Here is a 24,395-nt window from a genome sequence, read left to right on the forward strand (position 1 = left end):
TTGTTTAAACGAGGAGTTTCCTGCGCCTGATGTCGGTGATGGGTAAAAATAAATCAAAGCGTTGGACGATGGTTAAAAGAATAAGCATTTTTAGCTTGCTAACCATCTTAGCGGCTTATAGTCTATTGCAAATCCCAGTCTTAGAGAAGATCATTTATCCGTATCCACACCGGACTATCATAGAAAAATATGCAGCGCAGTATGGAGTTGATCCTTTGTTTGTTGTCGCCGTGATCCGGGAGGAGAGTAAGTTCCTTCCCCAATCCGAATCACATAAAGGTGCCAAAGGGCTAATGCAGTTAATGCCTAGTACGGCACAATCAATTGCAGACAGCATTGGAGACAAGACATATCGGGACGAGGATCTAAATAATCCAGAAAAGAATATTCAATACGGAACTTGGTACCTTTCCAGTTTGCAAAAGGTATTTTCTAATAATACAATGTTAGTGATTGCGGCCTACAATGGTGGAAGAGGGCATGTGCAAGAATGGATCAAAACCGGTCAAATTGATCCGGCCAACATGCTTCAACAGGATATTCCTTTTAGGGAAACTCGGGATTATGTAGGGCGTGTCTTGAGTAGTTATCGAAAATATAGTTTACTTTATCGAGACTAACTGGTGGTTTTAAATAGTCGTGGTTTAATCATATGTAGTGAAAGGAAGAAGTCTAGTGAAAGAGGTAGATCCTGAAGAAGTATCACGGATTCTGACTCGTCTTAAAACAGTGCGTGGACATATTTCGGGAGTTGAACGAATGATGGAAGAAGAGAAGAGTTGTGAAGAAATATTACTACAGCTTGTCGCCATTCGTTCTGCTATACATAAAGTATCTGTTATTGTTGCACAACGGTATGCCAATACGTGTATAATTGAGGCAATCGACCAAGGGGAGAATCGTCAAGAGGCTCTTAACAAGGCGATTGAAACATTGATGAAACTCAATTAGTAATAATATCTATAAGCTGGGTTTTAAGTCGTCAAACTTCTCGGAGTTGACGGCTTTTTGACTATCTTGGGAATTGAGGGTCGACGTAACTGATAAAATTAAACGTATGAGGGATAAAAGACTGTTATATTATAGGGAATTTGTGGTTTGTCATTGATTTATTTCCTAACTTTGGATATACTTGATTTGAGCATATGCCCAAAAGGAGCTGATCTAATGTCAAGGCAGCGTTGTTGTGGCCTGATCGACGATGCAATAGTTTGCCAAACATTTATTCCTCTGGGACAGTCCTGTTTGCAGGAAATAATAATCCTACTAGAGGAACTTGAGGCCATTCGTCTTAAAGACAAAGTGGGTTTGGATCAAGTCGAATGTGCAGCGTCTATGGGGGTTTCCAGAGCTACGTTTCAGCGAATTTTAGGCTCAGCTAGGTCGAAAGTTGCCACTGCTTTAGTCGAAGGACGACCAATTATCATTCGAGGTGGTAACTATTTGATGAAAAATCGGGTGTTTGAGTGCGTTGGATGCGCCCATGTATGGGAGGTCGAGCCATGCGCTTTAGGAGGTAAACACGGATATGAAATCGCTTGTCCCAATTGTGGGAGCATGAAGAAGATGAAGCTAAACAATGGGACTAAGCATGCCTGTGGCAGTGGTCATAATGATGGGCATGGCAAGGGTGGATGCTGTTCATCTTGAGCGATTTAGAACAGAGGGCCTAAAATAATTATTATAGGAGGGTTCATTATGTCAAAAAAGATTGCGATTCCAACAAACGGTGAAGTTCTAGATGCTCATTTTGGACGAGCAGCGGGATTTTCAGTGTTCGAAATCGAGGGCGATCAAGCTCGTTTTATGGAATTACTAAGTTCAACAGGTCTACAGCACCAACATGCAGGACTCGCAAATATGTTTAAGAGTAAAGGAGTCGAGGTGCTCGTCTGCGGTGGAATTGGTGGGGGCATGATTAACGGCCTTAATGCTGTGGGGCTTGAAGTCGTATCGGGTGCCTCTGGAAACGTGGTTGATGTAGCAAATTTGTATGCCCAGGGTAAGATTGTGAGTACCGGATCTATCTGCGCACATGATCATGGTGATGGACATGATCACGGACATCACCACCACTAAGTTATAGTTCTAAGCATTTCTTTATCCTCTTGGAGTTCCTAGGAGCGCAAATTAAGTAATAAAGGAAGGAACGGAGACAAACTTGACAAGAGAAGAATCACGGTAGTAATATAAATTTGGCTTATTATCCCTTATAAGAGGTAAAAGCCGATGATTAGAAAGGGAGGCATTTTCTGTGAGCGAGTCGTGCCATAGCTGTTCAGCAGCAGGTTCCTGTACCACTGAAAGTTGTTCCACTGAGCCCCAAAAGACAAAGGCTCAAAAAGCAAGCCACGTTGACAAGGTCATTGCAGTCATGAGCGGCAAAGGAGGCGTCGGTAAATCCTCAGTTACTGGTATGTTGGCTGTAAGCTTAATGCGCCAGGGATATAAAGTAGGGGTTTTAGACGCTGACATAACTGGGCCAAGTATTCCTAAAATCTTCGGTGTGACAGGAAAAGCAGGTGCCAGTGAGGGAGGAATCATTGCTCCAACAAGCCGCGGTGGTATTAAAGTGATGTCGTTAAATCTTATGATAGAAAATGAAGATGATCCAGTAATTTTACGTGGACCACTCATTTCTCAGCTTGTCAACCAGTTTTGGACGGATGTAATTTGGGGTGACCTGGATTATTTATTAATTGACATGCCTCCTGGTACGGGGGATGTGCCGATTACGGTATTCCAATCGTTACCTATCAACGGAATTGTTATGGTGACAAGTCCACAGTCATTGGCTAACATGGTGGTGCGAAAAGCGATCAAAATGGTACGAAACTATAAACCGCCAATTTACGGATTGGTCGAAAATATGGCGTATGTGCAATGTCCCGATTGCTCTAAGAGGATCGAAGTTTTTGGGAAGCCCAAAGGCCAGGAAGCAGCGGATCGTAATTCTATTCCTTATTTGGGAGAGCTTCCGCTTGACCCAGCATTGGCTGAGTTATCGGATGCAGGCAAAATCGAAGATTACCAATCCTCCGGTTTTGATCAAATTGCGAAGCATTTAGCTGAACAGATCAAATCGAACGGTGATAAGAATCTGGCCTAATTGAAAAAAGTAAGATCAGGAACTGTTACAACGTACATAACATAGTCCTGATCTTATTCTTTTCCGTTTAACAATAGATTTCGTAGGGTCACCTTGCCTCTGGATTTTCTCTTAAAGCCTATCATGAAACGACAAATTAATCTTTTTTCCTAGAATATTGACGAAAAATAATTGATATTTAATAGATCATACTATATATTTAGAGGTATTAAATTATAGAGGTGGTGACCGAAATTGTATTCAGAAAAAGTTGTTGAGCATTTTGATTGTCCGCAGAATGTTGGTAGTATGCCAGACGCGGATGGGGTAGGAACTGTTGAAGACCTAAATAACGGGGGGGCTTTGACTATTTATGTCAAGGTACAGTTTCGAATTATCACAGAGATTAGTTTTTTGGCAGTGGGGTGCACTGCATCTGTTGCAGCAACAGGTAGCGTAATTAATGTTTTGGCAAAGGGCAAGAGCATTGACGAAGCAATGAAAATATCCGTGCAGGATGTCATCAATTCCTTAAAGGGCTTGCCAGAGGATAAACAGTATTGCTCTAATTTGGGAGTAGCCGTATTGCGCAAAGCCATCGGAAATTATTCTGAAAAACGGGGTATTTATAGTTCTCAAATTGACCATAACATTACGTCAAAGCCGTCCTTGAAAGTAAGAGCACATAGGCAAAAGATAGTCTAAGACTCCTTAGACTTATCAGGTGAAAATTCTTTCGATGGAGAAAATGATGTGTGATGAATAAGGAATTGTATACAATAGGCACGGTTGAATAATTATGCCCGTTTAAAGACTGGGACCTCACTAATGAGGTCCCAGTCTTTTTAAACGGTTATTTACGGCGTTCCAATTCATCCTTCAACTCTCCTATGGATTCGCGTAAGGTCGAAGTTTGGGATGCATACTTTGTGACGGTATCCAGGGAGCTATATATTTGAGTAAAACATCTTAGCAGTATTCATGAATCTACAGGTTTGTAGGATTTCCATAAAAGATGTTTGATTTTCAAAAAGATATTGACCGCTTAAATGTTTCGGTGTATTCTTAGGGTAAATATACCCCTCCCTAGGGGGGTGGGGAGCGTTAGACTAACGAATATCAATTTGTGAGGTGAGGAGAAAACGTGAAAAGAAAAAAGTTGTCTACATTAGCCTTAGTCTTTGGGGTATTCGGTGTTGTTCTTCTAGGTTCTTTTTGGCTAACGACGCCAAAAGATACCCAGGCTGCCTGTGGGGCATCAACCTCCTCCTGTAAAACCTGTCATGAGGTTCAAGGATCGGATCCCGTCTCCAAAAAGGGGGATTGGCATACCCAGCATGCCTTCGGGGATTTTTGCCAGGCTTGTCATGTTGGAGTAGCAACGGAAACGGACAAGGCTAAAGCTCATGTAGGAGTCGTCGCAAAGCCCCTTGCGCAACCGGGACAATCCTGTGCATCCTGTCACCCTGCAGATGCAGCAGCTCGGGTCGCAAAATATGGCGGAGCTGCAACAACTTCAACTTCTACAGGAACTAACCCTGCAGAACCAGGCGCCTCAGCGGCTGGAACGGCTCCCGCGACAGGGACTGGAGCAGTCACTCCGTCTCCTGCAGCAACGCAAGTTCCGCCCAGCGCAAATCCTAACTTTGACATCCTAGATTTCAACAAAAGTGGTAAATTACCCTGGCTGGCTTGGGCGATCGTCATCGCAGACATCTTGGCACTCTTGGTTTTAGCTGTCCTGCTCTGGAAATGGAAAAAAGGGTTATGGCCCTGGGCCTTCGCGCAAGGAAAGCACAAGAATGTTCCATTTAACACTCTGCCACTGGAAGTTCAAGACGTATTCACCCAATTACTAAAAGGAGACATGCACACTGTCTTGGCTCTCCAAAAAATTCTAGAACGTGAACACGGGAGTCTATTGTTGCAAGCCATCACAACGATGGATGAAAACGAACTTAAGTCTTTGGCCTTGTTAGGTGAGAAGAATGGAAAGGGGGAGAATTAACAGTGTCCTTTAATGAGAAGATGAAGGAAAAAGTATGGTCCCCTTGGGCAGCAGGAGTTCTTTTGGGACTGACTGCCATCGCTTCCTATGTTTTGGTCGACAAAACCATTGGCTCTTCAGGTGGCATTGAGAGTATTGACAGTATCCTTTTAAAAACATTTCATTTAAACTTGGCCAATTCTATGTACTTCAAATTCCAGATGCCACCGGTTGTTAGTTTTCAAATCGTACTCTTTGCAGGCATGCTGCTGGGGGCGTTCGTGTCGAGTAAATGGTCTAAGGATTTTAAGTTCAGAATGATGCCGGATCAGCAATGGACACAGAACTTTGGACCCAGTAAGCTGAAGCGTTGGGCGTTGATTTTTCTTGGTGGGATCATAATCGAGTATTCCGCGGGCATTGCCGGAGGGTGTACGAGTGGTTTAGCTATTTCAGGAACGATGCAACTATCTCCAGCTGGACTGCTCTTTATAGCAGGACTGTTCGTGTCAGGTATCATCACGACAAAGATTTTGTATGGAGGTGATTATTAATATGACAACGTATGTTGCCCCCTTAATCATTGGCTTTTTCTTCGCGTTCGCTCTTCAAAAGGCGGGTCTAGCTCACTATCATAAGATCGTCAATCAATTTCGGTTTAAGGATAATACCATCATGAAACTTATGATGACGGGGATCTCAGTGGGACTTGTGGGTCTCTATACTCTGAAAGATCTTGGTTTTATCCAACTCGACCAAGTTTCTTCCACTTATATAGTTGGAAACCTTCTTGGTGGGCTGCTTTTTGGGGTCGGTATGGCCATCGCCGGCACGTGACCGGGTACATTGATCACAGGTTGTGGTCAGGGAAATTTAGACTATTTGATTCCGGGAATTTTAGGTTTTCTCGTTGGTGGGGTTATTTTTGGGGCCACTTACCAATCGATTTTCATGAAAATATCGACCATTGGCTCCTACGGTCAAAAAACTCTGGAAGATCTTCTTAATGTCAATCATTGGCTGTTCATCTCGCTCTTTGTCCTGTGTACTATTGTGTTCTATGTGGGTTCAAAAATTATGGAGAAGTCTAAAGGCGCTTCAAAGACACAGGTCAACGACTTAAACGTGAATTAATCATTCTATCTCCCAAGGAAAGGAGGCCTCCATGTGTCCAAAGTGTATACTTGGAATCAATTGTTCAGCCGCCGTCAGTTTATTAAAGGAACTGCCGCAGGTGCAGCTCTGGGCGCTACCGCTGGCTTTGGGCTTCTAGCGCCGGGAACCAGCGTTGGTGCGAGTCAAGATTCAGCGCAGACATCAGCAACGGGTGCAAAGATGGTTACCACTATTTGCGAGCAGTGTGTATGGCGGTGTGGAGTAATAGCTAAGGTCGAAAATGGCGTAGTGAAGAAGTTGGAAGGGAATCCTGATCACCCCAATAATTTAGGAAAGCTATGCCCTCGTGGGAATGCAGGCATAGAAACAATGTATAGCCCGGATCGCATTAAATTCCCAATGATTCGGGCAGGGGCAAGAGGGAGCGGCTTGTGGCGTAGGGCTTCTTGGGATGAAGCTTTGAGCTATACGGCAGACCAAATGAAGAAAATCAAAGACAAGTACGGCGCTAAGGCTATGATGTTCAACTCTACGGATAATTTATCTCAACCGTTTTTTGAGATTCTGCTTAAAGCCTATGGAACTCCTAATTACGGCACGCAGCGAAGTTTGTGTTTTAATGCCATGACAACCGGATTTCTGTATACCTACGGTGTACCGCAACCGGGGACAGACTATAAGAATTGCAAGTATATGATTTTCACGGGCAGAAATCTGGCGGAGGGAATTTCCAATAACGAAACTCAGGAAATGATCGAAATGGTGGCTAGAGGGGTTAAGGTCGTTGTACTTGATCCACGTTTCAGCAAGACGGCGGCGAAAGCGACAGAATGGCTGCCAACGCGTCCTGGTACAGATTCGGCCTTCTTCCTTGCAATGATTAATGTCATCATAAATGAAAAATTGTACAATACAACGTTTATCAAAAAGTATACTCAGGGTTTCGAAGATCTGACCACTGAAGTGAAGGACTATACGCCTGAATGGGCGGAGCAGAAATGTGAGATCGCAGCAACGACCATTCGCAGGATCGCGCGGGAGTTTGCAGCTGCTGCTCCTGCGGCCATTGCCCATCCTAACTGGAGAACGTCTAACTTTGTGAATTCGTTCCAAACAGAACGATCCATTGCCGTGCTTAATGCCCTGATGGGCAACTGGGCACAGCCGGGCGGACTCATTCCTGACCAGGAAATCAACACTGCTAAGCTTGGAGTTCTGTCCCATCCCCCCTTCCCGATGGCTCAGGGAATGCGCCTTGATGGAGTTCCTTGGCAGTATCCCATGGTACCCTTATCCTATGGTGTCATCCAGACGATGCGGGATAATATTTTAACGGGTAAACCGTATGAGGCCAAAGGATGGTTAATTTCTAGGCAAAATCCAATCCTCTCGATCCCAGAACGACAAAAAACAATTAATGCTTTTATGAAGTTGGATTTTGTGGCAGTCATCGATATTCAAGCAAGCGACACAGCGTATTATGCGGATGTGATTTTGCCAGAATCTAGTTATCTCGAACGCTATGACGGTTTAGTACCGATTGGGAATAAAATATTTGTCCGTCAACCCGTGATAGAGCCTTTATATGATACCAAAAGTAGCTTAATGATCTATAAGGAACTGGCGGATAAGTTAGGACTGGGAGAGTTCCTGCCCTATAAGGATGAAAAGGATCTCTTAACACGGCAACTCAAACCGTTTTCAGTAAGCTTAGAGGAACTACAGCGTGCAGGGCACTATGTCGTTAAAAATCTAAAGGAAGACCATTCCAAGGACTTCGAATTTCAAACTAGCAGCGGAAAAGTGGAAATTTCCTCAAGTATAATGGCTCAGATGGGCAAGAAAGCGGTACCCACCTGGAATGAACCGCCCCGCCCAGCGTTAGATCACTATTATCTCTTGACGGGAAAAACTGCCCAGCACTCTCAGATGTTCACACAGAACAATCGCTGGCTACTGGAAGTCTTTCCTGAAAATCGGGCCTGGTTGCACACTTCAGTAGCCGCCAAGCTCGGGGTTAAGAAGGATGATCAAGTGGTGTTGGAGAGTGAAGTCGGCAAGGTGAGTATTAAAGCCTATGTAACAGAGGGTATACGTCCGGACTGTATCTTCATGGTCGGAGGGTTTGGGCACATAAGCAAAGGACTTAAATCTGCTTATAAGCTTGGAGCAAGTGATTCAGCCCTACACAAGACCATCACAGACCCGATCTCGGGAGGTTCGGCCTTGAGTGAAACCTTTGTAACAGTGAGTAAGGCGTAGGAGGAGAAAATATGGCTGTTCGCATGGGATTTGTCATCATTACCTCGCGCTGTATCGACTGCGATGCTTGCATGGTGGCTTGCCGCGCGGAAAATGACGTGCCCATTGGTAAAACGCGAAATTGGGTGAAAAGTAGCGGAGTTCAGGGGAAGTTCCCCAATGTTAAGGAAGTCTTTCGTCCTGGAAACTGTATGCATTGTGAGCATCCTCCTTGTGTCTCCGTATGTCCGACTGGGGCTTCTTATAAACGTCCAGATGGGATTGTTTTAGTCGAAGCCCGTAAATGCATTGGGTGTAAATACTGTATCACGGCTTGTCCGTATGATGCTCGCTTTGCTAATCCTGAAACGGGAAAGGCTGACAAGTGTACTTTCTGTCTACAGCGCTTGGAGCAAGGACTTCAGCCAGCGTGTGTTCAAACATGCTTAGGAAAATCCCGCCAGGCAGGCGACCTAAATGACCCGAATAGTGTCGTTTCGAAACTGATCGAAAAATATCCGACCCGTCAGTTGCTTAAACAAGTGGGAACGGGTCCAAATATATATTATATTGATGACGTGGTTCCAGAAATACCCGTGGGCAAATAACGGGCTTAGGAGGGAGTTTTCACGTGGAAATAACATGGGGCTTATTGATTGTTATTTACCTCTTCACAGCAGGAATAAGTGCAGGAGCCATGGTTACGTCCAATCTTGCCTTGCTCTATGGCGGCCAAGATTATGAGCGCGTTGGCCGTTGGGGTGCCTTTATTTCACCCTTCCCCATTTCCTTTGGTTTAGGGGTTCTTTTACTAGATCTAGGGAGTCCATTTAACTTTTATCGCTTATTCATGACGTTGCAGGTCAGGTCCCCGATGTCTTATGGAAGTTGGGCAATTCTCTTATTCTCATTATTGAGTGTTATCTATCTTTATCTCTGGCTTCCGGAAAAATTTCGGATTTTTGGGCAGAAGAAATCCTTGGAAAAATGGAAAAAGGGCTTAGCTAAAGGGATGCCTTTCTTATCAGTAGGTGTGGCATCGTATACCGGACTTCTGCTTAATGCCGCCGTACGTCCCTTATGGACTGTTCCCTTGTTGCCCGTGTTATTTTTAGTCTCTGCTTTGTCGACAGGGGTTGCGTCCGTGATTTTCTTTGCTGCTCTAAGTCCATGGCAACGTGCAAGGCACAAAGAATTGCATGTTTTGACCAAGGCTGACGCTTTGCTCATTATTCTGGAATGCTTTATACTATTAATAATGATCGTAATGGGCAGACTCAGTTCGGCTAGCGTCTCGAATGCCTTTGGAAGTCTGTTATACGGAGAGTTCGCAGTAATTTTCTGGGTTATGAGTGTCGGACTCGGGTTGTTTGTCCCCTTTTCGTTGGAGTACCTGGAATTGAAGGACAAAATTCCTGTTCGTTGGACGTTACCTGTGACTATCAGTAGCAGTTTTCTAGTTCTTTTTGGTGGATTTTTTGTACGTTATATTATAACTTACGCTGGGCAATGGAGTAGCTGGTTTTAGTTTAAGTGGTGAGGGTTTGTGAGAGGAGGCAGGGGAACAATATGCCAGAATGGACAAGACGCGCGGTGTTGCGTTTAGCGTGGGTTGGAATTGTCGCTGCTGGTGCCCTGACAATCAAGCCTCTTGCAGAGTACCTCACCAGTAATGAGGACCGCGTGCGATCTCCTTTAGTGTTCTATGACAAACCACTTGATGAAAATAGTGACTGGCAGTACACCTCCGCTTCTCGGGTGTGGGTAAAGCGGGACACATCGGGCATTATGGCCTTGGTTGCGACTTGCACTCATCTGGGCTGTGAAGTGAATTATCATCCGGAAAAGAAAGAATGGCTTTGTCCTTGTCACGGTAGCATTTATGACTCAGAGGGCAGGCCAATATCGGGACCTGCCCCTAAAGCTATGACGAGAGTGGCGGTAGAACGCAAAGCGGATGGATCTCTTATCATCAATACTTCGAAACAAGTTGGATTGGATGCATGGCTATGAAAGACAAAATTACGATAACGAGTGAGGATATCGTAACAGAATCAATCTCGGAACAAGTAACTGAACGTTACAAGAAAAACTTTGTAAACCATATTAGACCCCGTTTTGTCCCTGACGGAGTCTTATCCGTACTCTATACGTTTTGTCTAGGTGGGTTGTCTTTCCTAGCCTTTATCGTTTTGGGGGTAACGGGACTTCTGCTAATGTTTCACTATCAACCAGGAGAAAGCACTGGTTTCAACAGTATTTTAACGTTAGCTTCCGTGATTCCATACGGTGGGGTCATTCGGAATTTACACTACTGGGCTGGCCAGCTCATGGTGGTTACCGTAAATCTACATATGCTACGGGTCGTCTGGACCCATTCCTACAAGTCACCTAGGCAACTCAATTGGTTGGTCGGCGTGGGACTGCTAATTCTCATCTTGGTTTTGGATTTTACCGGATACTTACTGATCGGATCCCAAGAAAGTGGTGCGGCTGCAACCGTGGCCGTCAATATTTTGGGGTTAATCCCTGGCTTCGGTGTTGCACTGGGGCAGATTTCGCTCGGCGAACCTTCGTCATTAAGCGGAAGTACTCTAGTGGTGTATGTATGGCATTGTGTCGGTCTACCTATGATTGCGTTGATACTACAGTTCTATCATTTCTGGCGGATTCGTCGTGATGGGGGAGTTCGTCCGCTCTAAGGGGGAAACCAAATGGCCCGCTCACAAATAAGACACCTCAAGGAAAAAGAAGGGATCGCTACACTGTTTTTTCTCGTAGTTTGTATTGCTCTGGCCTTAGAATTTTCGCCTAGTGTCGGAACGAGCAATTTGGCTTCCGCCGTTACACATGCCGTTGCTCCTTGGATTTTTGGACCGTTTCAAGTTCTTTTATTGTACCTTCCTCCTTGGTTAGGCGCACTAATTGTCCCGATTCTAATCATAGCCGGACTTTTAGGGTTACCTTGGCTCGTGGATTATATCGGAACCAAGTGGGGTCAAGTGATCTTCAGCACTCTCTACGGATTTGTCCTACTCCTTCTGCTGTGGTTTATGGTCAAAGAATTGTGGTGGATTTAATATGAAAAAAACATTCTTGCTTGCAAGTCTTTTATTAATACTGATCGTGATTCTAGCACTGAACCAAGAGAACACGCCAAGTTGGACTCGTTATCAAAAAGAATATTTTACGGAGCAAATCTCAAACTTGCAAGTTCAGCTCGGTACTGTAGACGATCCAACTAAGAAAGACCAGCTTCAGCAAGAACTTGCAAGTTATCAAAAGCGTAAGCCTGAGATCATCAACATTGTTCTTCCCAATGGAAAGGTCGAGCGTTGCAAAACTTGCCACATTGGAATTGAAGAAATATCGAACTCTCATCCCAGCAATACGTTTGGGTGTGCGGTGTGCCATGGCGGAAACCCTCTCTCGCTTGACAAAACGACGACCCATGCCCAAATGTATGGGGGAGGGCATCCGGGTTCACTCGATGTCGTCTCTTTAAGCTGCGGAGGAACAGGGGCGAATGGGGTATCTTGTCACGCAGGTAATCATGAACAGGCCAAAAATGAAGCCGATCTCGTGAAGACCTCGATCATGTCCACGAAGGCAGGAGAACTCAGTGTTGTGCGAATGATGTTCGGATACGATAAATCCAAGGATATACCGGGACTCACCAAGGGGCAGGTAGGATTTCTTTATCCTAACCCGCTGCAGGGACGACCGAACGAAAAAGATTTCCGACAGAACTGCCTCAGTCAGTGTCATCAAAGCGGAGGGGTTCTTCCAACTTCTATATCGACAAAGAATCCTAACCCAGAGAGAACTCAAGGTAAGGGACAGGTCGAATCGAAGGATATACAAGGGAATGGCTGTGAGGTATGTCATGTCTTGACTAATCCTACTCATACTTACATTGGTGCCGATACGACCATAAAGTCCAGTAAGATTGGGCGAGGAATGGTCCATAGTCTAACGACTCAAATCCCTTATACCCAGTGTAATCAGTGTCATAACCAAGGGAACCATGATCCTTTAAAAATGAGTTTTGCTATTCGTACAGATATGACAGAGGTCGTTAGCGACTGGAAAGCTGGAGATATAAATTGGCTAGATCGCCTCAAAGATTACTATTTACCCGGTGAAATTTTTGCTCAGTGTGAAGTGAGTCTGGACTGCATCGATTGTCACACAAGACAAGACGTTATGGGAGATAACAAGCTCCATACCTCTCAATATGATGCGGTGCATCTGCAGTGTCAAGATTGTCATGGTACCAAGGAAGCCCTTCCCCGAACCAAGCAAATCGAGGATCCTAATGACCTAGCGTTTGAGGAGAAGATAACAAATCCGAAATTCCCAGAGTTGAAAAATGGGGATGAAATCCTGATGACGGTAAAAGGAGAGGAATTGCCCTTCAGTCGCCATCAAGGAAGCGATTGGGTACAGAGTAGCCGTGTAACAGGCAAGACCTTCAAAATACCCTTAGTCTATGGAAGCAAGTGCCAGCAATCCCTCATGCAACAGGGAGCGGATTCGTGCCATAAATGCCATAACCGAAGTGCCTTACACCCATAAATTGGGCAAGCCCTCATGAGGTCATCGAGGAGCTTATAAGGAGATACAAGAAATGAACAGACCCATTAAGGTTAAACAAATAACACGATTGTACGAGAGTTGTAACCGATGTGGTTTACCCACATTAACTTGCATTTGCAATATCGTCTCTCCTATAAACACGAAAGCAAAGTTTTTGATCCTATCAAGTGAAAGAGAGTTTTATAGAGCTTCCAGTACAGGTAGATTGCTTAAGTTGATAAATCCTGGCTCAACTGAGATTTTCCTATGGGAACGAACCAACCCATCTCCCGGACTAATGGCGAATATTCAGAAATATCGAGGAAAAGCGTATTTGTTGTTTCCGGCGGAGAGTACGGATATGGTAGCTAGATCCGTAGGTGAGGTTGAAGAAGGACCAGTTGCCTTTGTGTTAATTGATGGTACATGGAAGGAAGCTAGAAAAATAGTTCGAAAGAGCGACTATTTAAAGGATTTGCCCCTTGTTTCTCTTAAACCGGATTATGAATCTAGATTTAGTTTGCGAAGGGGCAGGGTGGAAGGCACAATTTGTACGATAGAAGCAGCAATGGAAATTTTAAAACTTACAGGCGAAATAGCACAAGAACGAATTATTGGAGAATATTTCGATTTGTTTCTAAAACATTATAAGGCGGGCACAAGTTCGCATTTGCCGAAAATAGATTGATGACTATTGCAAAGCACATGAGTTATTATAGGGGATCTAGTTTTCGCATGCGCTTTTGCTTCATGAGAAATGGAGGAATTAAATTCACGGAGGCAGAAGAGATCTGGTATTTATAACAAAAATTTTTATTGAAAATACCTTTTTAGTTTAGTCGATAAAAATGCCTAAAAGGTGGAGTGAATATGCCTGCGTTTATTTTGGAGAGAATGTGTCGGGGGTGCAAACACTGTGTCAACGCTTGCCCGGTTCAAGCGATTAGAATGGTCGCACATCTCACGGTTGTCGACCCCAATCTATGTACGGAATGCGAAGCATGTATGGAAGTATGCATACATGGCGCTATTACATTCAAATCAATAGAGGAGGAAAAAACGAATGGATGAAGATCGACAGAAGGAACTTAGCCTGCAGCTTGACGCTGTAGAAAAAAAGTTAGCAGATTTAAAGGCACGCTGGCCGTTTCATTCTGTGCAACCTAAGATGGTAGCAGAACGCGAGGACTTGGAAGAGGAACGAGACCGCTTATTAGGCATAATCAATCCAGCGTGATAGTTGAATTACTCAGTTCTGTAAAGACTAATCATGAATATAAAGAAAACGACTAAGGGGGACATTTATCTTGGATATAAAATATGAGGTAAAGACTAGTAAAACCTTTTCAACAGCCGTTGAAGATTTGAAAAAAAGCTTAAGTGAAAATAAGTTTGGGGTATTATGGGAGCTCAATTTTAAGGAAAAGTTAGAGGAAAAGGGATTAGAATTTAAGCAGAATTTTAAGGTGTTAGAGGTATGTAATCCACAACAAGCTAAAGAGGTATTGGATTGTCATATTGAAGTTGGATACTTTTTACCGTGTAAAATGGTTGTGTATGAAAAAGAAAACAGTGTTTATATGGGAATGATGCGTCCTACTTCTATGATTGGCATGTTGGGGCAAGAAGAACTACTAAATATTGCACAACAGGTAGAAATAGTGTTGAAGAAAGCTATAGATGAGGCGATCTAGCAGATATTTGCAAAAGAGGATTATTCACTTTCTTGAAAGTGAATAATCCTCTTTTTTGTCTCCCAACACTACTTGGGAAATAATAGAAATTTGAGACTTATTTCAAGATATCTTGGATGACCTCATTAATGAGGTTGGGAACAATCTCAAAGGAGTAAGCAATCTCAGCCCGCTCATGCTTTTTGTGAGCATCGAGCCCATACGGTCCGATACAGATCACGGGAACATTGATATCCCGTACATCTTGGTATTCTACATAGTGTTTTGTTCCCCATGCTGGATTATTTAAGCAAACCGCTTGGATCCCAGCTTCATCATCACTTAAGGCCACGAAACTCATGTCTGAAATATAGGGGAAGAAGTTCCGAGTAACAATGGGGTTCGGGTAGTTAGGCTGGATTTTGGCGACGGCTCCCTCTAGTGCTTCGATTAACCGTTTTTCTTGCTCGGTTTTTCCTGTGAGTTCGATTCGTGGAGAGTAGAGAGAGGAATAGAACAGGATCATTGCAGGACTTTTATCCTTCATAAATTTCCACGCTTCTTCAACCACCCTGGCAGAAAACATTCTAATATCTAAGGTGGCGTCCGTTAAAAGGTCATCAGTGAATTCTTTCATGTGTTTTGTATAAGTTTCGCCGTTTTGGTCAATTAATTGCTGATGAAATTCCTCATAAGTAAACACTCGCACATCCCAAGGGATAGGCTGATAGGTTTCCCCACTTAGTTCACAATAAGCCTTATAACGTTCTATAAAAGTCTCTAAAGCCCTCTCAAAAGCAATTTCTGCGTGGTGTTTGAGCTTATCTAGGACATCTTTTGGGCTCCATGAATAAATAAAGAAGTTATAGTAAACGTAAGCAGACAGAGCGGTTTGAACGGTATAGGAAGGTTTTAAGTCTGTTTGCTTTAGTGAGACCGGAGGAGCAGGTGTCTCACCATAGGCCTTGTCACTGAGGAACGGGTTGTAGTTAATTTCTCGAGTGAGTTCGGCAGCAAGAAAATTGGGATCAAGTCCTTCGAAACAAGAACCAACATGAGTTTCCTTCCCAGTAATGAAGAAGGAAGGCAAGAGTTTTCCGACGGTTCCTTTGTAGATATATCGATTTTTATCTCCATCATACCTGGGGGAGACAAAATCTGCGTTGATTGCCGCAATATAACGAAAACGATAGCTCTCTTTCCATTGTTTCAGTACCTTTAAAGCAGAAAGAATGCCGTGGGAGCTGTCCTCTTCATCGCACTCCGCGATGAGTAAGAGGTTCCCGGCTAAGGTCTCTGGGTGTTCTGAATAGTGTTTTAGCAAATAAATGTGACTGGCTAAGCCACCTTTCATATCCAAGACCCCGCGACCGAACAGCCATTTGTCAGAGTTTAAGTGTTGCTCAACTATAGCCGGGAGTTTTTCCGACTTATATGCAGTCTCTAATGCCTCAGGATTACACGCAACATTTTTTAACTGGGCATAGTCGTCAATTCCGACAGTATCAAGATGCCCCATTAAAATAACTGTATCGGTCGATACTTTTTTAGTCCCTTGCACAAAAGCAATCACGTTATAGCGTTCGATTTCATCGTCAACAGTGCGAGCTAACACCAAATGCTCTGGGTTGGCAACAAAATAAGGAAATGCTTCTAACATATGATGGATGCTAGTTGCCATATCCTTTTCACCAGAAGTATTAACAACGCTAGGAACCTTAACTAATTCTTTGGTAATCTTCAATACATCATCAAGACACTTTAACATATAAATAGTTCTCCTTTTTTAGCGCATTCTATCATCAAATAAGCTACTAGGTACTTGTCGTAAATCATCAGCCTTTATGTATCGACTTTTGTTGAATTCTGTTAAATTATATAATATACATACTTATAAGAGCAAATCAAGTCTTGATTTGCTCTTTATTTCAGACTATAATCGAGATGTTAGAATTCCATAAGTTTCCTCGCCTAGTTTTCAGGTGAGGTAGAGGTCGCAGCTTATAAAAGTAGTTTGCTTGAGGCTCAGCACAGCCATGGAAAGTGAACGAAAGGATACGTTGCCGAAGTTTCTATACGTTGCTGTGTATAGGGGCTGGGATTGTTTCCAAATAGGGGCAAGACTGTCACAGCCGGCATGCCAATCCGCTGTGGAGAGCTATCTTCGATGAAGGTATTAGGCGCAGGGGATGAACTGTCACCTTTTCAGGTGCTTACTTTGTGCTTAATCCTCCTTCGAACAAAAAGGGGGATTTTTATTTTTGTAAGTGTGTTTAAGGTTATGCAAGAATCAGAATAACTTGGGAGGATGAAAAGAAATGAGAAAAACTAAAATGAACGTTAAAAAAGTTGTAGCAATTGCCATAGCGGGGATGATGTTACTATCGCTGAGTGGATGTGGCTCCAAACCGCAAACAGCTAAGGAAAGCGCCTCAACACCGACCACACAAGCGCAAACCGTAAAAACCATTCAAGAAGGCTCGTTAACCTTTGCTATGACTGGACTTTACAAACCGCTAAACTATAAAAAAGACGGGGAATTAGTTGGCTTTGACGTAGAAATCGGAAACGAGGTAGCCAAAAGAATTGGATTAAAGCCCAATCCGGTGACGAATCCATGGGAAACCATTATTCAAGGCCTCAAAGGTAACAAGTATGATGCTATTATCGCAAGTATGACGGCTACTCCAGAACGTGCGCAACAAATCGACTTCTCTGATCCTTACTATATTTCTGGGGCTCAAATCTTTGTTGCGGAAGGGAACACGACTATCAAGACTAAAGACGATCTAAAAGGTAAAGTAATCGGAGTTATTCAGTCTAGCACTTGGAAAGACCTTGCGGAAAAGTACACAGACAAAATCAAGCCCTACTCCAGTGACGTTTTTGCTCTTCAGGATCTACCCTCTGGTCGAATTGATGCGGTCATTACCGATAAAATTGTAGGGATATCGGCTATCAAAGAACAAGGTTTGAAGCTCAAACCAATTGACTCTGTGCTCACTGAAGATAAAATTTGTATTGGTATTAACAAGGGTAATCCAGAACTCATGAAGAAATTAAACGACGCCATCAAAGGTATGGTAGCGGATGGTACGTATGCAAAAATTAGTGACAAATGGTTTGGCTATAACGTTTTGAAGTAATTGTCGAGTTTCCAGAGTCTTTATGCCAATCAAGTTGAAGTAACTACAGTGCGCGTTCATCGCGCACTGTATATTGAAGGGGTCGAAACGAATGAATTTCCTACACAATATCTCATCAATTTTTCAACATCATGGGATGGCGTTCATAAAGGCGACTGGTATTACGGTTTCTCTGACTGCGGTCTCATTGATTATTGCTACCTTTATCGGTTTAATCTTTGCGTTTTTTAAAATTTCTCATAATAAAGTTTTACAAAAAATTGCGGATATTTATATTGGCTTAGTTCGTGGTACTCCCTTGATTGTACAGCTAATGTTTCTATACTATGGGATTTCCAGCGTTTTGGTACTCCAGGATTTTACGGCTGGGGCACTAGCTCTAGGTATCCATTCAGGGGCCTATATCGCGGAGATTTTTAGAGGGGCCATTCAATCCATTGACAAAGGTCAACTGGAAGCGGCTCGTTCACTTGGAATGCCTTATCCTTTGGCAATGCGGCGAATTGTATTTCCCCAGGCTTTTAAAAGAGCAATTCCCTCCTTGGGGAACCAGTTTATTATAGGTCTTAAAGATTCTTCGTTGGTGGCCTATATCGCAGTAACAGAACTATATAATACCGCTTTATCTGCGCAGGGCGAAAACTACATGCCCTTTGAGACCTATTTTGTTGTGGGACTTTACTATCTAGCTCTCGTATTGATCTTTACCTTTATTCTTAATAAGATTGAGGCCCGCCTTGATACCTCAAAAGCAGGGAGGGTGACAGTGGCATGATTAAAGTGACAAAATTAGAAAAGTCGTTTGGCAGTCTTCAGGTTCTACAAGATGTTGATCTGGAAGTTAAGAATAATGAAGTGGTTGTACTCATCGGCCCTAGTGGTTCCGGTAAAAGCACACTTTTGCGTTGTCTCAACTTTTTAGAGATTCCTAATGGCGGTCAAATTAGCATAAACGGACAGCTTGTGAATCCGCATAAGACCGATCTGAATATGATTCGTGAACACATGGGCATGGTGTTTCAGCATTTTAACCTTTTTCCCCATAAAACCGTGATCGAAAACCTTATGGAAGCTCCCATCTACGTCAAGAAGAAGCATAAGGCTGAGACCCGAAAAAAGGGTTTAGAGCTTTTAGCGAAGGTTGGCCTGGCAGAAAAGGCGGAACATTATCCGGAACAATTATCAGGTGGGCAAAAGCAACGGGTTGCCATTGCCAGAGCCCTTGCCATGGAGCCGGACGTGATGCTCTTTGATGAACCAACATCCGCTTTAGATCCAGAGCTTGTCGGGGAAGTTCTTTCAGTAATGCGAGATCTGGCGAAGGACGGAATGACTATGGTTATAGTGACCCATGAAATGGGCTTTGCCAAAGAAGTCGCGGATAGAGTACTCATGCTTTCCGAAGGTAAAGTGATCGAGGAAGGGCATCCGACAGAGTTTTTTGGGAATCCCAAACATGAAAGAACCAAACGTTTTCTGAACCAGGTGTTATAAGTTTTTGTTCATAAAGGGCCCTGGCTTAAGTGGAATAAATCTACTTGAGTCAGGGCCCTTCGTTTTGATTTGGACATTGCGTTTTACTCAATTCTTTAATCCGTAGGCAAATGTGTTGTTAGAAAATAACCAGCGACACCAACGCTCCGGCGATGATGATCCACAGCGTATCGATCTTGGTAAAACGCTGTACTCCAAAGGCTGCTATAGCCATTCCATAGGTCGGCAAATCGACTAACGAGCTACCCGTCAATTTAAAGATCACAGCCCATAGTGTACCGATAAAGGCGGCAACAACTCCAGTGATAACCATTTTAAATTTATCAACCTTACGAGCACGATTGTAGAGATCTGAGATAATATTCACAAAGGTAAAGGCAGGTAGATACATATTGGCCATAGCCAAGGCTGCTCCGAAAATACCTGCAACTTTATAGCCGATAAAGGCGGAAATAACAGTCACTGGACCAGGTGTTAGTAAACTTAAGGCTAATGCGATACCGAACTCCTTATCTGTGACAAAATGGTATTGATTAACCATGGCATCTTGGATAAACGGTAACATTGCATAGCCACTTCCGAAGGTTAACCCACCGATTCCAAATAACGTATTACCCAGTTGTCGATAGGTGGGATTGATAAAGTTAATCGCAAAATTGATAATCAGTAGAACGGCAACCATCATTAACATAACCACGTATTTCTTTTTGCTGAACTCAAACTTAATGGCAGAGACAGCTCTGGGGGAAGACTTTTTGGCAACCCAAAACTTTTTATCCATGATGGCTTTCCACCTAGGAACTTTAAACGTCAGAAAGGTAAAGACTAGGCTGACGACTCCCGCAACGAAAAGGAGTGATATAATGTTGACTTTCAAAAAATACACCATGATAAATCCGCTGACAGCCAGAATCGTCAATTGAGGGGAGTTTACTCCCTTTTTCCAGAGATCTAAAATGGTGTTTAAGACCAGACCTACGACTAGCGCGCCTACTCCCTTAAATAACGAGGATACTAAAGGTATGTCGTTATAGTTTAGATAAAGGTGGGCGAGAACGACCATTAGGAGAAAACAAGGAATTACAAAAAAGATACTCGCAACTAGGGCGCCAGGAAATCCTCTGAGGAAATATCCGATGTAGGTGTTTAGATTGACGGTAGGTGCCCCGGGTAGGAGTTGTGACAGAGCTAGACCGTTCAAATATTCCTCGTCGGTCATCCAGTTTTTTTTGTCTACCAGGGCCTTTTTGGCCTCCCCAAGTGCAGCTAGACTATACGATACAAACCCGATGTGCAGAAATGTTTTAGCAATTTCCAAGAGGCTTACCAACCTGGGTTGTTCAGATGATGGGTTGATTTCGCTTGCCGGTTTGTCTTCCATGATTTAGCCCCCTAACGCACTAATATAGTTAGGATTTTTCCCGATCAGAGAAATATCTCTGGTCACCAAGACTAACGCTATACATGGTCTGGGGTTTTAAGAATCTTTGCCGAATTGAATTTAACAGGGGATCAGACCACATTCCTCCAAAATTATAGACCCTTCTGGTCCAGTCAGAAGATCGACAAACGATCGAGCTAGTTCAGGGTGTGGGCTGTTCTTAGATAAGCCAATGGCAAATTCTATAGGCTTTCCGTGAATAATGATGTAGTTACCCGGAAGCTTGCTTTCAACGGAAACAGAAGCCAGGTCATAAAAATCAGCGTGAGCAGGGTTGGAAAGGTTAATTTTTGAGGGTAGAGTTAGATAGGGAAGTCCTAGTTGTGTTGCCTGTGAGGAATACAAAAAAGCATAATCAACCTTACCCTGAAATAAAGCCTTTGCCAGATCCAAGGATTTAGGGTATGTAGAGTAAGGAATACAGGCTGTTTCCAGCGCTGAGTAGAGACCAGGTTTGTTATAAATTTTTTCAGCCAATTGCCAAACCATCAAGGTTCGATAGCCGCACGGATCGAGATGATGGTCAGAACGGGCAAAACGAATTTGAGGTTTTAGTAACAGATCGACCCAATTGTTGGGAGTGATTTCTTTACTCCCTCTTGAAAAGCGATCATAGCCAATGACAATTTGGTCAGCAGCGAAGACGAAATAAGTTTCTACCAAATCGGGTACTAGCAGTTCTGCAAAGAGTGCTTGGTCAGCTAAAGCAAGGATGTCGTAGTGTTCTCCTGATAATAACCGTTTGGCACCTTCCCTTGAACCAACCCCTTCTATCTCTAATTTCAGACTAGAGTGTTGTCTTGAAAAGTGTTCAAGACACGTTTCAACAACACGTTGCAAGGCGCCAGCATGAATAATTTTAAGAGCCTTATTCGAACCACTCATGGTTTGTTCACCCCATCTTCCGTCTTGGACAAAGACTTTTCATATTGGCAATAGGTGTGTAAGAAGTTCTCTAATTTTGTTTTTTGCTGGGCGATGTATTGTGACCATAACACTAAGGATTCCTTTCCTTGAGGGGCCAATTCGTAAAGTCGCCTACCTGGGCCTGATTCACCGACTTCCCAATGGGATTTGATTAACCCATCTTTGTCCATACGCCTTAGATTACGATAAACGGTTGCGGCATCCGCCTCTCCGCTTTTAAAATCGGCGTCATTGAGGCGTTGAATCAATTCATAACCGTGTGAAGGTTTCTGACCTAAAAGGAGAAGTAATTCCGCTTGGATAGAACGCTCGACGGGAATCGTGAGTTCGAATTTTTGGATTGTATCTTCATTCATAGTGTACACCTCAATTACTATCACTGTGCATATAGGTTTAAATTGTATATATTCTACAGCTTCAAATAATATCCGTCAACAGTTAAAATGATTTAGTCAGGGTCAGATATTACGGAATTGGATACGGAAATGAAGGTAGACTTTGCTCCGTTCACTAAGAGATACACTTCCTGCCGAGCAGCTGATATCCGGATTGAAAATGGACAACGGTTCAATTAATTCTAATAATATCTGGCTACATATGGAAAGGATTTTGTTAGCTATTATTCTTTGCTATATAGTCTGGTATTTTAACTTTATTGTGGGAACACTCTAATAAAGTAAGAGGAATTCATACCAGAGGAGGTTTTCCAAAATGTCAGAGGATCTTCAGGTTTTGAAAAAACACTATGAACTAGCAATCGTTGGATGTGGGCCAGCAGGAATGGCCGCGGCTCTTAACGCTAAAATCCGGAAACGCGATTTCATCTTATTAGGATCTGGATTTTGCAGCCCCAAGCTCTCGAAAGCCCCACAAGTCGATAATTGGCTTGGATTCCCGGAGATTGGCGGGGAAGAATTGCGTCAACGATTTTTAAATCACTTGAAAGAACAAGCGATAAATATTGTTGAATTTAAAGTTACAAATGTTTATCCCGGGCCGCCTTATACGCTCGTGGGCAAGGATCAATCCTTTGAAGCGGATGCTGTTGTTCTGGCAACAGGCGTATCCGTGAATAAACTATTTCCTGGCGAAGCAGACTTATTGGGTCGTGGAGTTGGATATTGCGCAACATGTGATGGTCCATTATACAAAAATAAACGGGTTGCAATCATTTCCTACGAACAGGCAGGAGAAGATGAGGCCAATTTTATGGCGGATATCTGTTCCAAGGTCCTTTACATTCCCTATTACAGTGATCTTAAGAGGCTTGATCCACGAATTGAGGTCTATAAAGGCAAGGTTAAGGGTATTGTGGGAGAGAGCACGGTAGAAAGGCTTGATGTAGGGGAAGAAGAATTGCCGGTGGACGGAGTGTTTATTCTGAGAGAAACCCTTCCTGCTGAACAGCTTATATCCGGCTTGGAAATGGAAGAGGGGGCAATCAGGGTCAATCATAAACTTGAGACAAATTTGCCTGGTCTATTTGCTGCAGGAGACTGCACAGGGCAACCCTTTCAGCTCATTAAAGCGGCGGGAGAAGGCGGAACAGCCGCGCTGCAAGCCGTAAAGTATTTAGATAACTTGAAATCACCCGATCCTAAAGTTCCTATTCTCTAGGCAAGGAATTTTTCAGAGCAGAAAGGGTAGGATTTCTCCTACCCTTACCCAATATTATTGAGACACAAACGTAATATTCCTAATCGGAATACGAACCACCGGGCGAAGTCCATCAATAGGAGTACCAACATTGGAAAACAGTTGCGCATTAGTTAATAATGCTACGCCATCTTGTAATCCTCCAAAGTTCCCAACCCAGAAACCAGAGTCCATTCCAACAGCCAAACGCGCTCCAATAGGGTAAGCGTCAAATAATGCTATCTTCGCAGGCCTACAAGGTACTCCTATAGGTGAAAACGGTGTTCCAAAAAGCATATGGTTGATCCCCTTTCTGTTTATTAGCCATAAATGGCAATAAGATTAGAAAACTTAGGGATTTACCAATTAGGATTATTACTAATATCAGCATATGAGAGCGAGTCCTATAATGTTACAAGCTGTATTTTCGTCCATCTATTTCGGATTGATGTCGGTGTTACAAACAGAGGCCTGCTACACTACAATGGTTAGAATTAGTTGGGAAAGCTTTATTTCAATTATGATTGTTAAGAGACACATGTGTGCTGAAAAATAGTAAGCAGTTGCTCTTAAGCTGCACATTTTTAGGACAAGAATCATATGATGAAATTAGAAAGAGAGATAACCCCGGTACTGTTTAGAAGTCAAGACAAAGTCCGCTCTATCTTCTAGGCCACTTGATTGGCCAAAATTTAAGAAAAGGGGTTGTCTAATATGGGGTTTGGAGTACCTTTTTCACCAGTTTCGCCTATCGTAGGACTTTTTGACACTTATCCAATTGGTGCTACACTTCGGATAGGTATGGATGCTGGCTTCTGGATTGGCCAATTTGGAGGAATTCAAGATGGTGTCGCACTTTTAACCAATGCACAACTTCACTCTAATATTGGTACCCCAATTGATGGATTTCGACCTGTCGTGCGTATTCCTATCCGCTCAATCACTTTCGTCAGCCAATAATCATTAACAAAAAGGCCGTAACGAAACTTTAGTTGAAGTGGACCTATATCCCAGACATCACAATAAAGTGCCCTCCCATGGTAAAATACAAATCATCTACTATGGGAGG

At 43.3% G+C, this 24,395-nt stretch carries 30 protein-coding genes and 1 riboswitch; of the genes, 25 read left to right on the plus strand and 5 right to left on the minus strand.

Annotated features, from left to right (window positions below):
* The first annotated feature begins 38 nt into the window (after positions 1-38).
* The 20 genes from E4K68_RS13315 (at position 39) to E4K68_RS13405 (ending at position 14,704) form a co-directional block, all read left to right on the plus strand.
* Positions 39-620 (plus strand): lytic transglycosylase domain-containing protein, encoded by a 582-nt coding sequence (locus tag E4K68_RS13315; RefSeq protein WP_135379567.1) that lies wholly within the window; start codon positions 39-41, stop codon positions 618-620.
* Positions 621-675: 55 nt separating this feature from the next.
* A complete protein-coding gene (locus tag E4K68_RS13320; protein ID WP_135379429.1) occupies positions 676-951 on the plus strand; it encodes a metal-sensitive transcriptional regulator in 276 nt (91 codons plus the stop codon).
* Between the two features lie 216 nt (positions 952-1,167).
* The gene (locus tag E4K68_RS13325; protein ID WP_135379430.1) at positions 1,168-1,650 is read left to right on the plus strand and encodes a DUF134 domain-containing protein; all 483 of its coding nucleotides are present in this window, start codon (positions 1,168-1,170) and stop codon (positions 1,648-1,650) included.
* A 48-nt stretch (positions 1,651-1,698) separates the two neighbouring features.
* A complete protein-coding gene (locus E4K68_RS13330; RefSeq protein ID WP_135379431.1) occupies positions 1,699-2,079 on the plus strand; it encodes a NifB/NifX family molybdenum-iron cluster-binding protein in 381 nt (126 codons plus the stop codon).
* A 175-nt stretch (positions 2,080-2,254) separates the two neighbouring features.
* Positions 2,255-3,109, plus strand: coding sequence for an Mrp/NBP35 family ATP-binding protein (locus tag E4K68_RS13335; RefSeq protein ID WP_135379432.1), 855 nt, complete (start codon positions 2,255-2,257; stop codon positions 3,107-3,109).
* 234 nt (positions 3,110-3,343) lie between these two features.
* A complete protein-coding gene (locus E4K68_RS13340) occupies positions 3,344-3,793 on the plus strand; it encodes an iron-sulfur cluster assembly scaffold protein (RefSeq protein WP_135379433.1) in 450 nt (149 codons plus the stop codon).
* A 439-nt stretch (positions 3,794-4,232) separates the two neighbouring features.
* Entirely contained in the window at positions 4,233-5,096 is an 864-nt protein-coding gene (locus E4K68_RS13345; protein ID WP_135379434.1) for a cytochrome c3 family protein, read from the plus strand.
* A gap of 2 nt (positions 5,097-5,098) precedes the next feature.
* On the plus strand, positions 5,099-5,629 hold the full coding sequence (locus tag E4K68_RS13350) for a YeeE/YedE thiosulfate transporter family protein (protein ID WP_135379435.1): 531 nt from the start codon (positions 5,099-5,101) through the stop codon (positions 5,627-5,629).
* Between the two features lies 1 nt (position 5,630).
* On the plus strand, positions 5,631-6,209 hold the full coding sequence (locus E4K68_RS13355) for a YeeE/YedE thiosulfate transporter family protein (RefSeq protein WP_158291419.1): 579 nt from the start codon (positions 5,631-5,633) through the stop codon (positions 6,207-6,209).
* A 33-nt stretch (positions 6,210-6,242) separates the two neighbouring features.
* On the plus strand, positions 6,243-8,453 hold the full coding sequence (locus E4K68_RS13360; RefSeq protein WP_135379436.1) for a molybdopterin-dependent oxidoreductase: 2,211 nt from the start codon (positions 6,243-6,245) through the stop codon (positions 8,451-8,453).
* 11 nt (positions 8,454-8,464) lie between these two features.
* On the plus strand, positions 8,465-9,040 hold the full coding sequence (locus tag E4K68_RS13365; RefSeq protein ID WP_135379437.1) for a 4Fe-4S dicluster domain-containing protein: 576 nt from the start codon (positions 8,465-8,467) through the stop codon (positions 9,038-9,040).
* A gap of 23 nt (positions 9,041-9,063) precedes the next feature.
* A complete protein-coding gene (nrfD, locus tag E4K68_RS13370) occupies positions 9,064-9,960 on the plus strand; it encodes an NrfD/PsrC family molybdoenzyme membrane anchor subunit (protein WP_243450361.1) in 897 nt (298 codons plus the stop codon).
* A 41-nt stretch (positions 9,961-10,001) separates the two neighbouring features.
* Entirely contained in the window at positions 10,002-10,445 is a 444-nt protein-coding gene (locus tag E4K68_RS13375) for a ubiquinol-cytochrome c reductase iron-sulfur subunit (protein ID WP_135379439.1), read from the plus strand.
* On the plus strand, positions 10,442-11,134 hold the full coding sequence (locus E4K68_RS13380; protein WP_135379440.1) for a cytochrome b N-terminal domain-containing protein: 693 nt from the start codon (positions 10,442-10,444) through the stop codon (positions 11,132-11,134). The genes E4K68_RS13375 and E4K68_RS13380 overlap by 4 nt, the downstream gene beginning before the upstream one ends.
* A gap of 12 nt (positions 11,135-11,146) precedes the next feature.
* The gene (locus E4K68_RS13385) at positions 11,147-11,512 is read left to right on the plus strand and encodes a hypothetical protein (RefSeq protein ID WP_135379441.1); all 366 of its coding nucleotides are present in this window, start codon (positions 11,147-11,149) and stop codon (positions 11,510-11,512) included.
* Between the two features lies 1 nt (position 11,513).
* A complete protein-coding gene (locus E4K68_RS13390; protein WP_135379442.1) occupies positions 11,514-13,010 on the plus strand; it encodes a hypothetical protein in 1,497 nt (498 codons plus the stop codon).
* 52 nt (positions 13,011-13,062) lie between these two features.
* Positions 13,063-13,698, plus strand: coding sequence for a tRNA-uridine aminocarboxypropyltransferase (locus E4K68_RS13395; protein WP_135379443.1), 636 nt, complete (start codon positions 13,063-13,065; stop codon positions 13,696-13,698).
* A gap of 182 nt (positions 13,699-13,880) precedes the next feature.
* Positions 13,881-14,081, plus strand: coding sequence for a 4Fe-4S binding protein (locus E4K68_RS21105; protein ID WP_243450362.1), 201 nt, complete (start codon positions 13,881-13,883; stop codon positions 14,079-14,081).
* Entirely contained in the window at positions 14,074-14,247 is a 174-nt protein-coding gene (locus E4K68_RS21110) for a hypothetical protein (protein WP_243450363.1), read from the plus strand. Before E4K68_RS21105 ends, E4K68_RS21110 begins: the two co-directional genes overlap by 8 nt.
* A 70-nt stretch (positions 14,248-14,317) precedes the next feature.
* Positions 14,318-14,704 carry a DUF302 domain-containing protein gene (locus E4K68_RS13405; protein WP_135379444.1) on the plus strand — a complete coding sequence of 129 codons (387 nt, stop codon included), beginning with the start codon at positions 14,318-14,320 and terminating at the stop codon, positions 14,702-14,704.
* 97 nt (positions 14,705-14,801) lie between these two features.
* On the opposite strand, the gene E4K68_RS13410 is transcribed toward E4K68_RS13405, so the two are convergent.
* Complete coding sequence (locus tag E4K68_RS13410; protein WP_135379445.1) at positions 14,802-16,451, minus strand: M20/M25/M40 family metallo-hydrolase; 1,650 nt, start codon at positions 16,449-16,451, stop codon at positions 14,802-14,804.
* 212 nt (positions 16,452-16,663) lie between these two features.
* Positions 16,664-16,852, plus strand: a riboswitch (Lysine riboswitch).
* Between the two features lie 149 nt (positions 16,853-17,001).
* Here E4K68_RS13410 and E4K68_RS13415 point away from each other — a divergent pair.
* From E4K68_RS13415 to E4K68_RS13425, 3 genes are all read left to right on the plus strand, one after another.
* On the plus strand, positions 17,002-17,829 hold the full coding sequence (locus tag E4K68_RS13415) for an ABC transporter substrate-binding protein (protein ID WP_135379446.1): 828 nt from the start codon (positions 17,002-17,004) through the stop codon (positions 17,827-17,829).
* 91 nt (positions 17,830-17,920) lie between these two features.
* Positions 17,921-18,604 (plus strand): amino acid ABC transporter permease, encoded by a 684-nt coding sequence (locus E4K68_RS13420; RefSeq protein ID WP_135379447.1) that lies wholly within the window; start codon positions 17,921-17,923, stop codon positions 18,602-18,604.
* A complete protein-coding gene (locus E4K68_RS13425) occupies positions 18,601-19,323 on the plus strand; it encodes an amino acid ABC transporter ATP-binding protein (protein WP_135379448.1) in 723 nt (240 codons plus the stop codon). The genes E4K68_RS13420 and E4K68_RS13425 overlap by 4 nt, the downstream gene beginning before the upstream one ends.
* Before the next feature lie 118 nt (positions 19,324-19,441).
* Here the strand turns inward: E4K68_RS13425 and chrA are convergent, their stop codons facing one another.
* The 3 genes from chrA to E4K68_RS13440 form a co-directional block, all read right to left on the minus strand.
* Positions 19,442-20,704, minus strand: a complete 1,263-nt coding sequence (chrA, locus tag E4K68_RS13430) for a chromate efflux transporter (RefSeq protein WP_135379449.1) — start codon at positions 20,702-20,704, stop codon at positions 19,442-19,444.
* Positions 20,705-20,824: 120 nt separating this feature from the next.
* Complete coding sequence (locus E4K68_RS13435) at positions 20,825-21,649, minus strand: extracellular solute-binding protein (protein ID WP_135379450.1); 825 nt, start codon at positions 21,647-21,649, stop codon at positions 20,825-20,827.
* Positions 21,646-22,047 (minus strand): PadR family transcriptional regulator, encoded by a 402-nt coding sequence (locus tag E4K68_RS13440; protein WP_135379451.1) that lies wholly within the window; start codon positions 22,045-22,047, stop codon positions 21,646-21,648. The genes E4K68_RS13435 and E4K68_RS13440 overlap by 4 nt, the downstream gene beginning before the upstream one ends.
* Before the next feature lie 355 nt (positions 22,048-22,402).
* Between E4K68_RS13440 and E4K68_RS13445 the strand changes: the two genes are divergently transcribed.
* Complete coding sequence (locus E4K68_RS13445; protein WP_135379452.1) at positions 22,403-23,308, plus strand: NAD(P)/FAD-dependent oxidoreductase; 906 nt, start codon at positions 22,403-22,405, stop codon at positions 23,306-23,308.
* A 54-nt stretch (positions 23,309-23,362) separates the two neighbouring features.
* Here the strand turns inward: E4K68_RS13445 and E4K68_RS13450 are convergent, their stop codons facing one another.
* The gene (locus E4K68_RS13450; protein ID WP_135379453.1) at positions 23,363-23,623 is read right to left on the minus strand and encodes a hypothetical protein; all 261 of its coding nucleotides are present in this window, start codon (positions 23,621-23,623) and stop codon (positions 23,363-23,365) included.
* Positions 23,624-24,040: 417 nt separating this feature from the next.
* Between E4K68_RS13450 and E4K68_RS13455 the strand changes: the two genes are divergently transcribed.
* On the plus strand, positions 24,041-24,286 hold the full coding sequence (locus E4K68_RS13455) for a hypothetical protein (protein WP_135379454.1): 246 nt from the start codon (positions 24,041-24,043) through the stop codon (positions 24,284-24,286).
* Positions 24,287-24,395 lie beyond the last annotated feature (109 nt).

The sequence above is a fragment of the Desulfosporosinus sp. Sb-LF genome (genome assembly GCF_004766055.1).
Classification (GTDB): Bacteria; Bacillota; Desulfitobacteriia; order Desulfitobacteriales; family Desulfitobacteriaceae; genus Desulfosporosinus.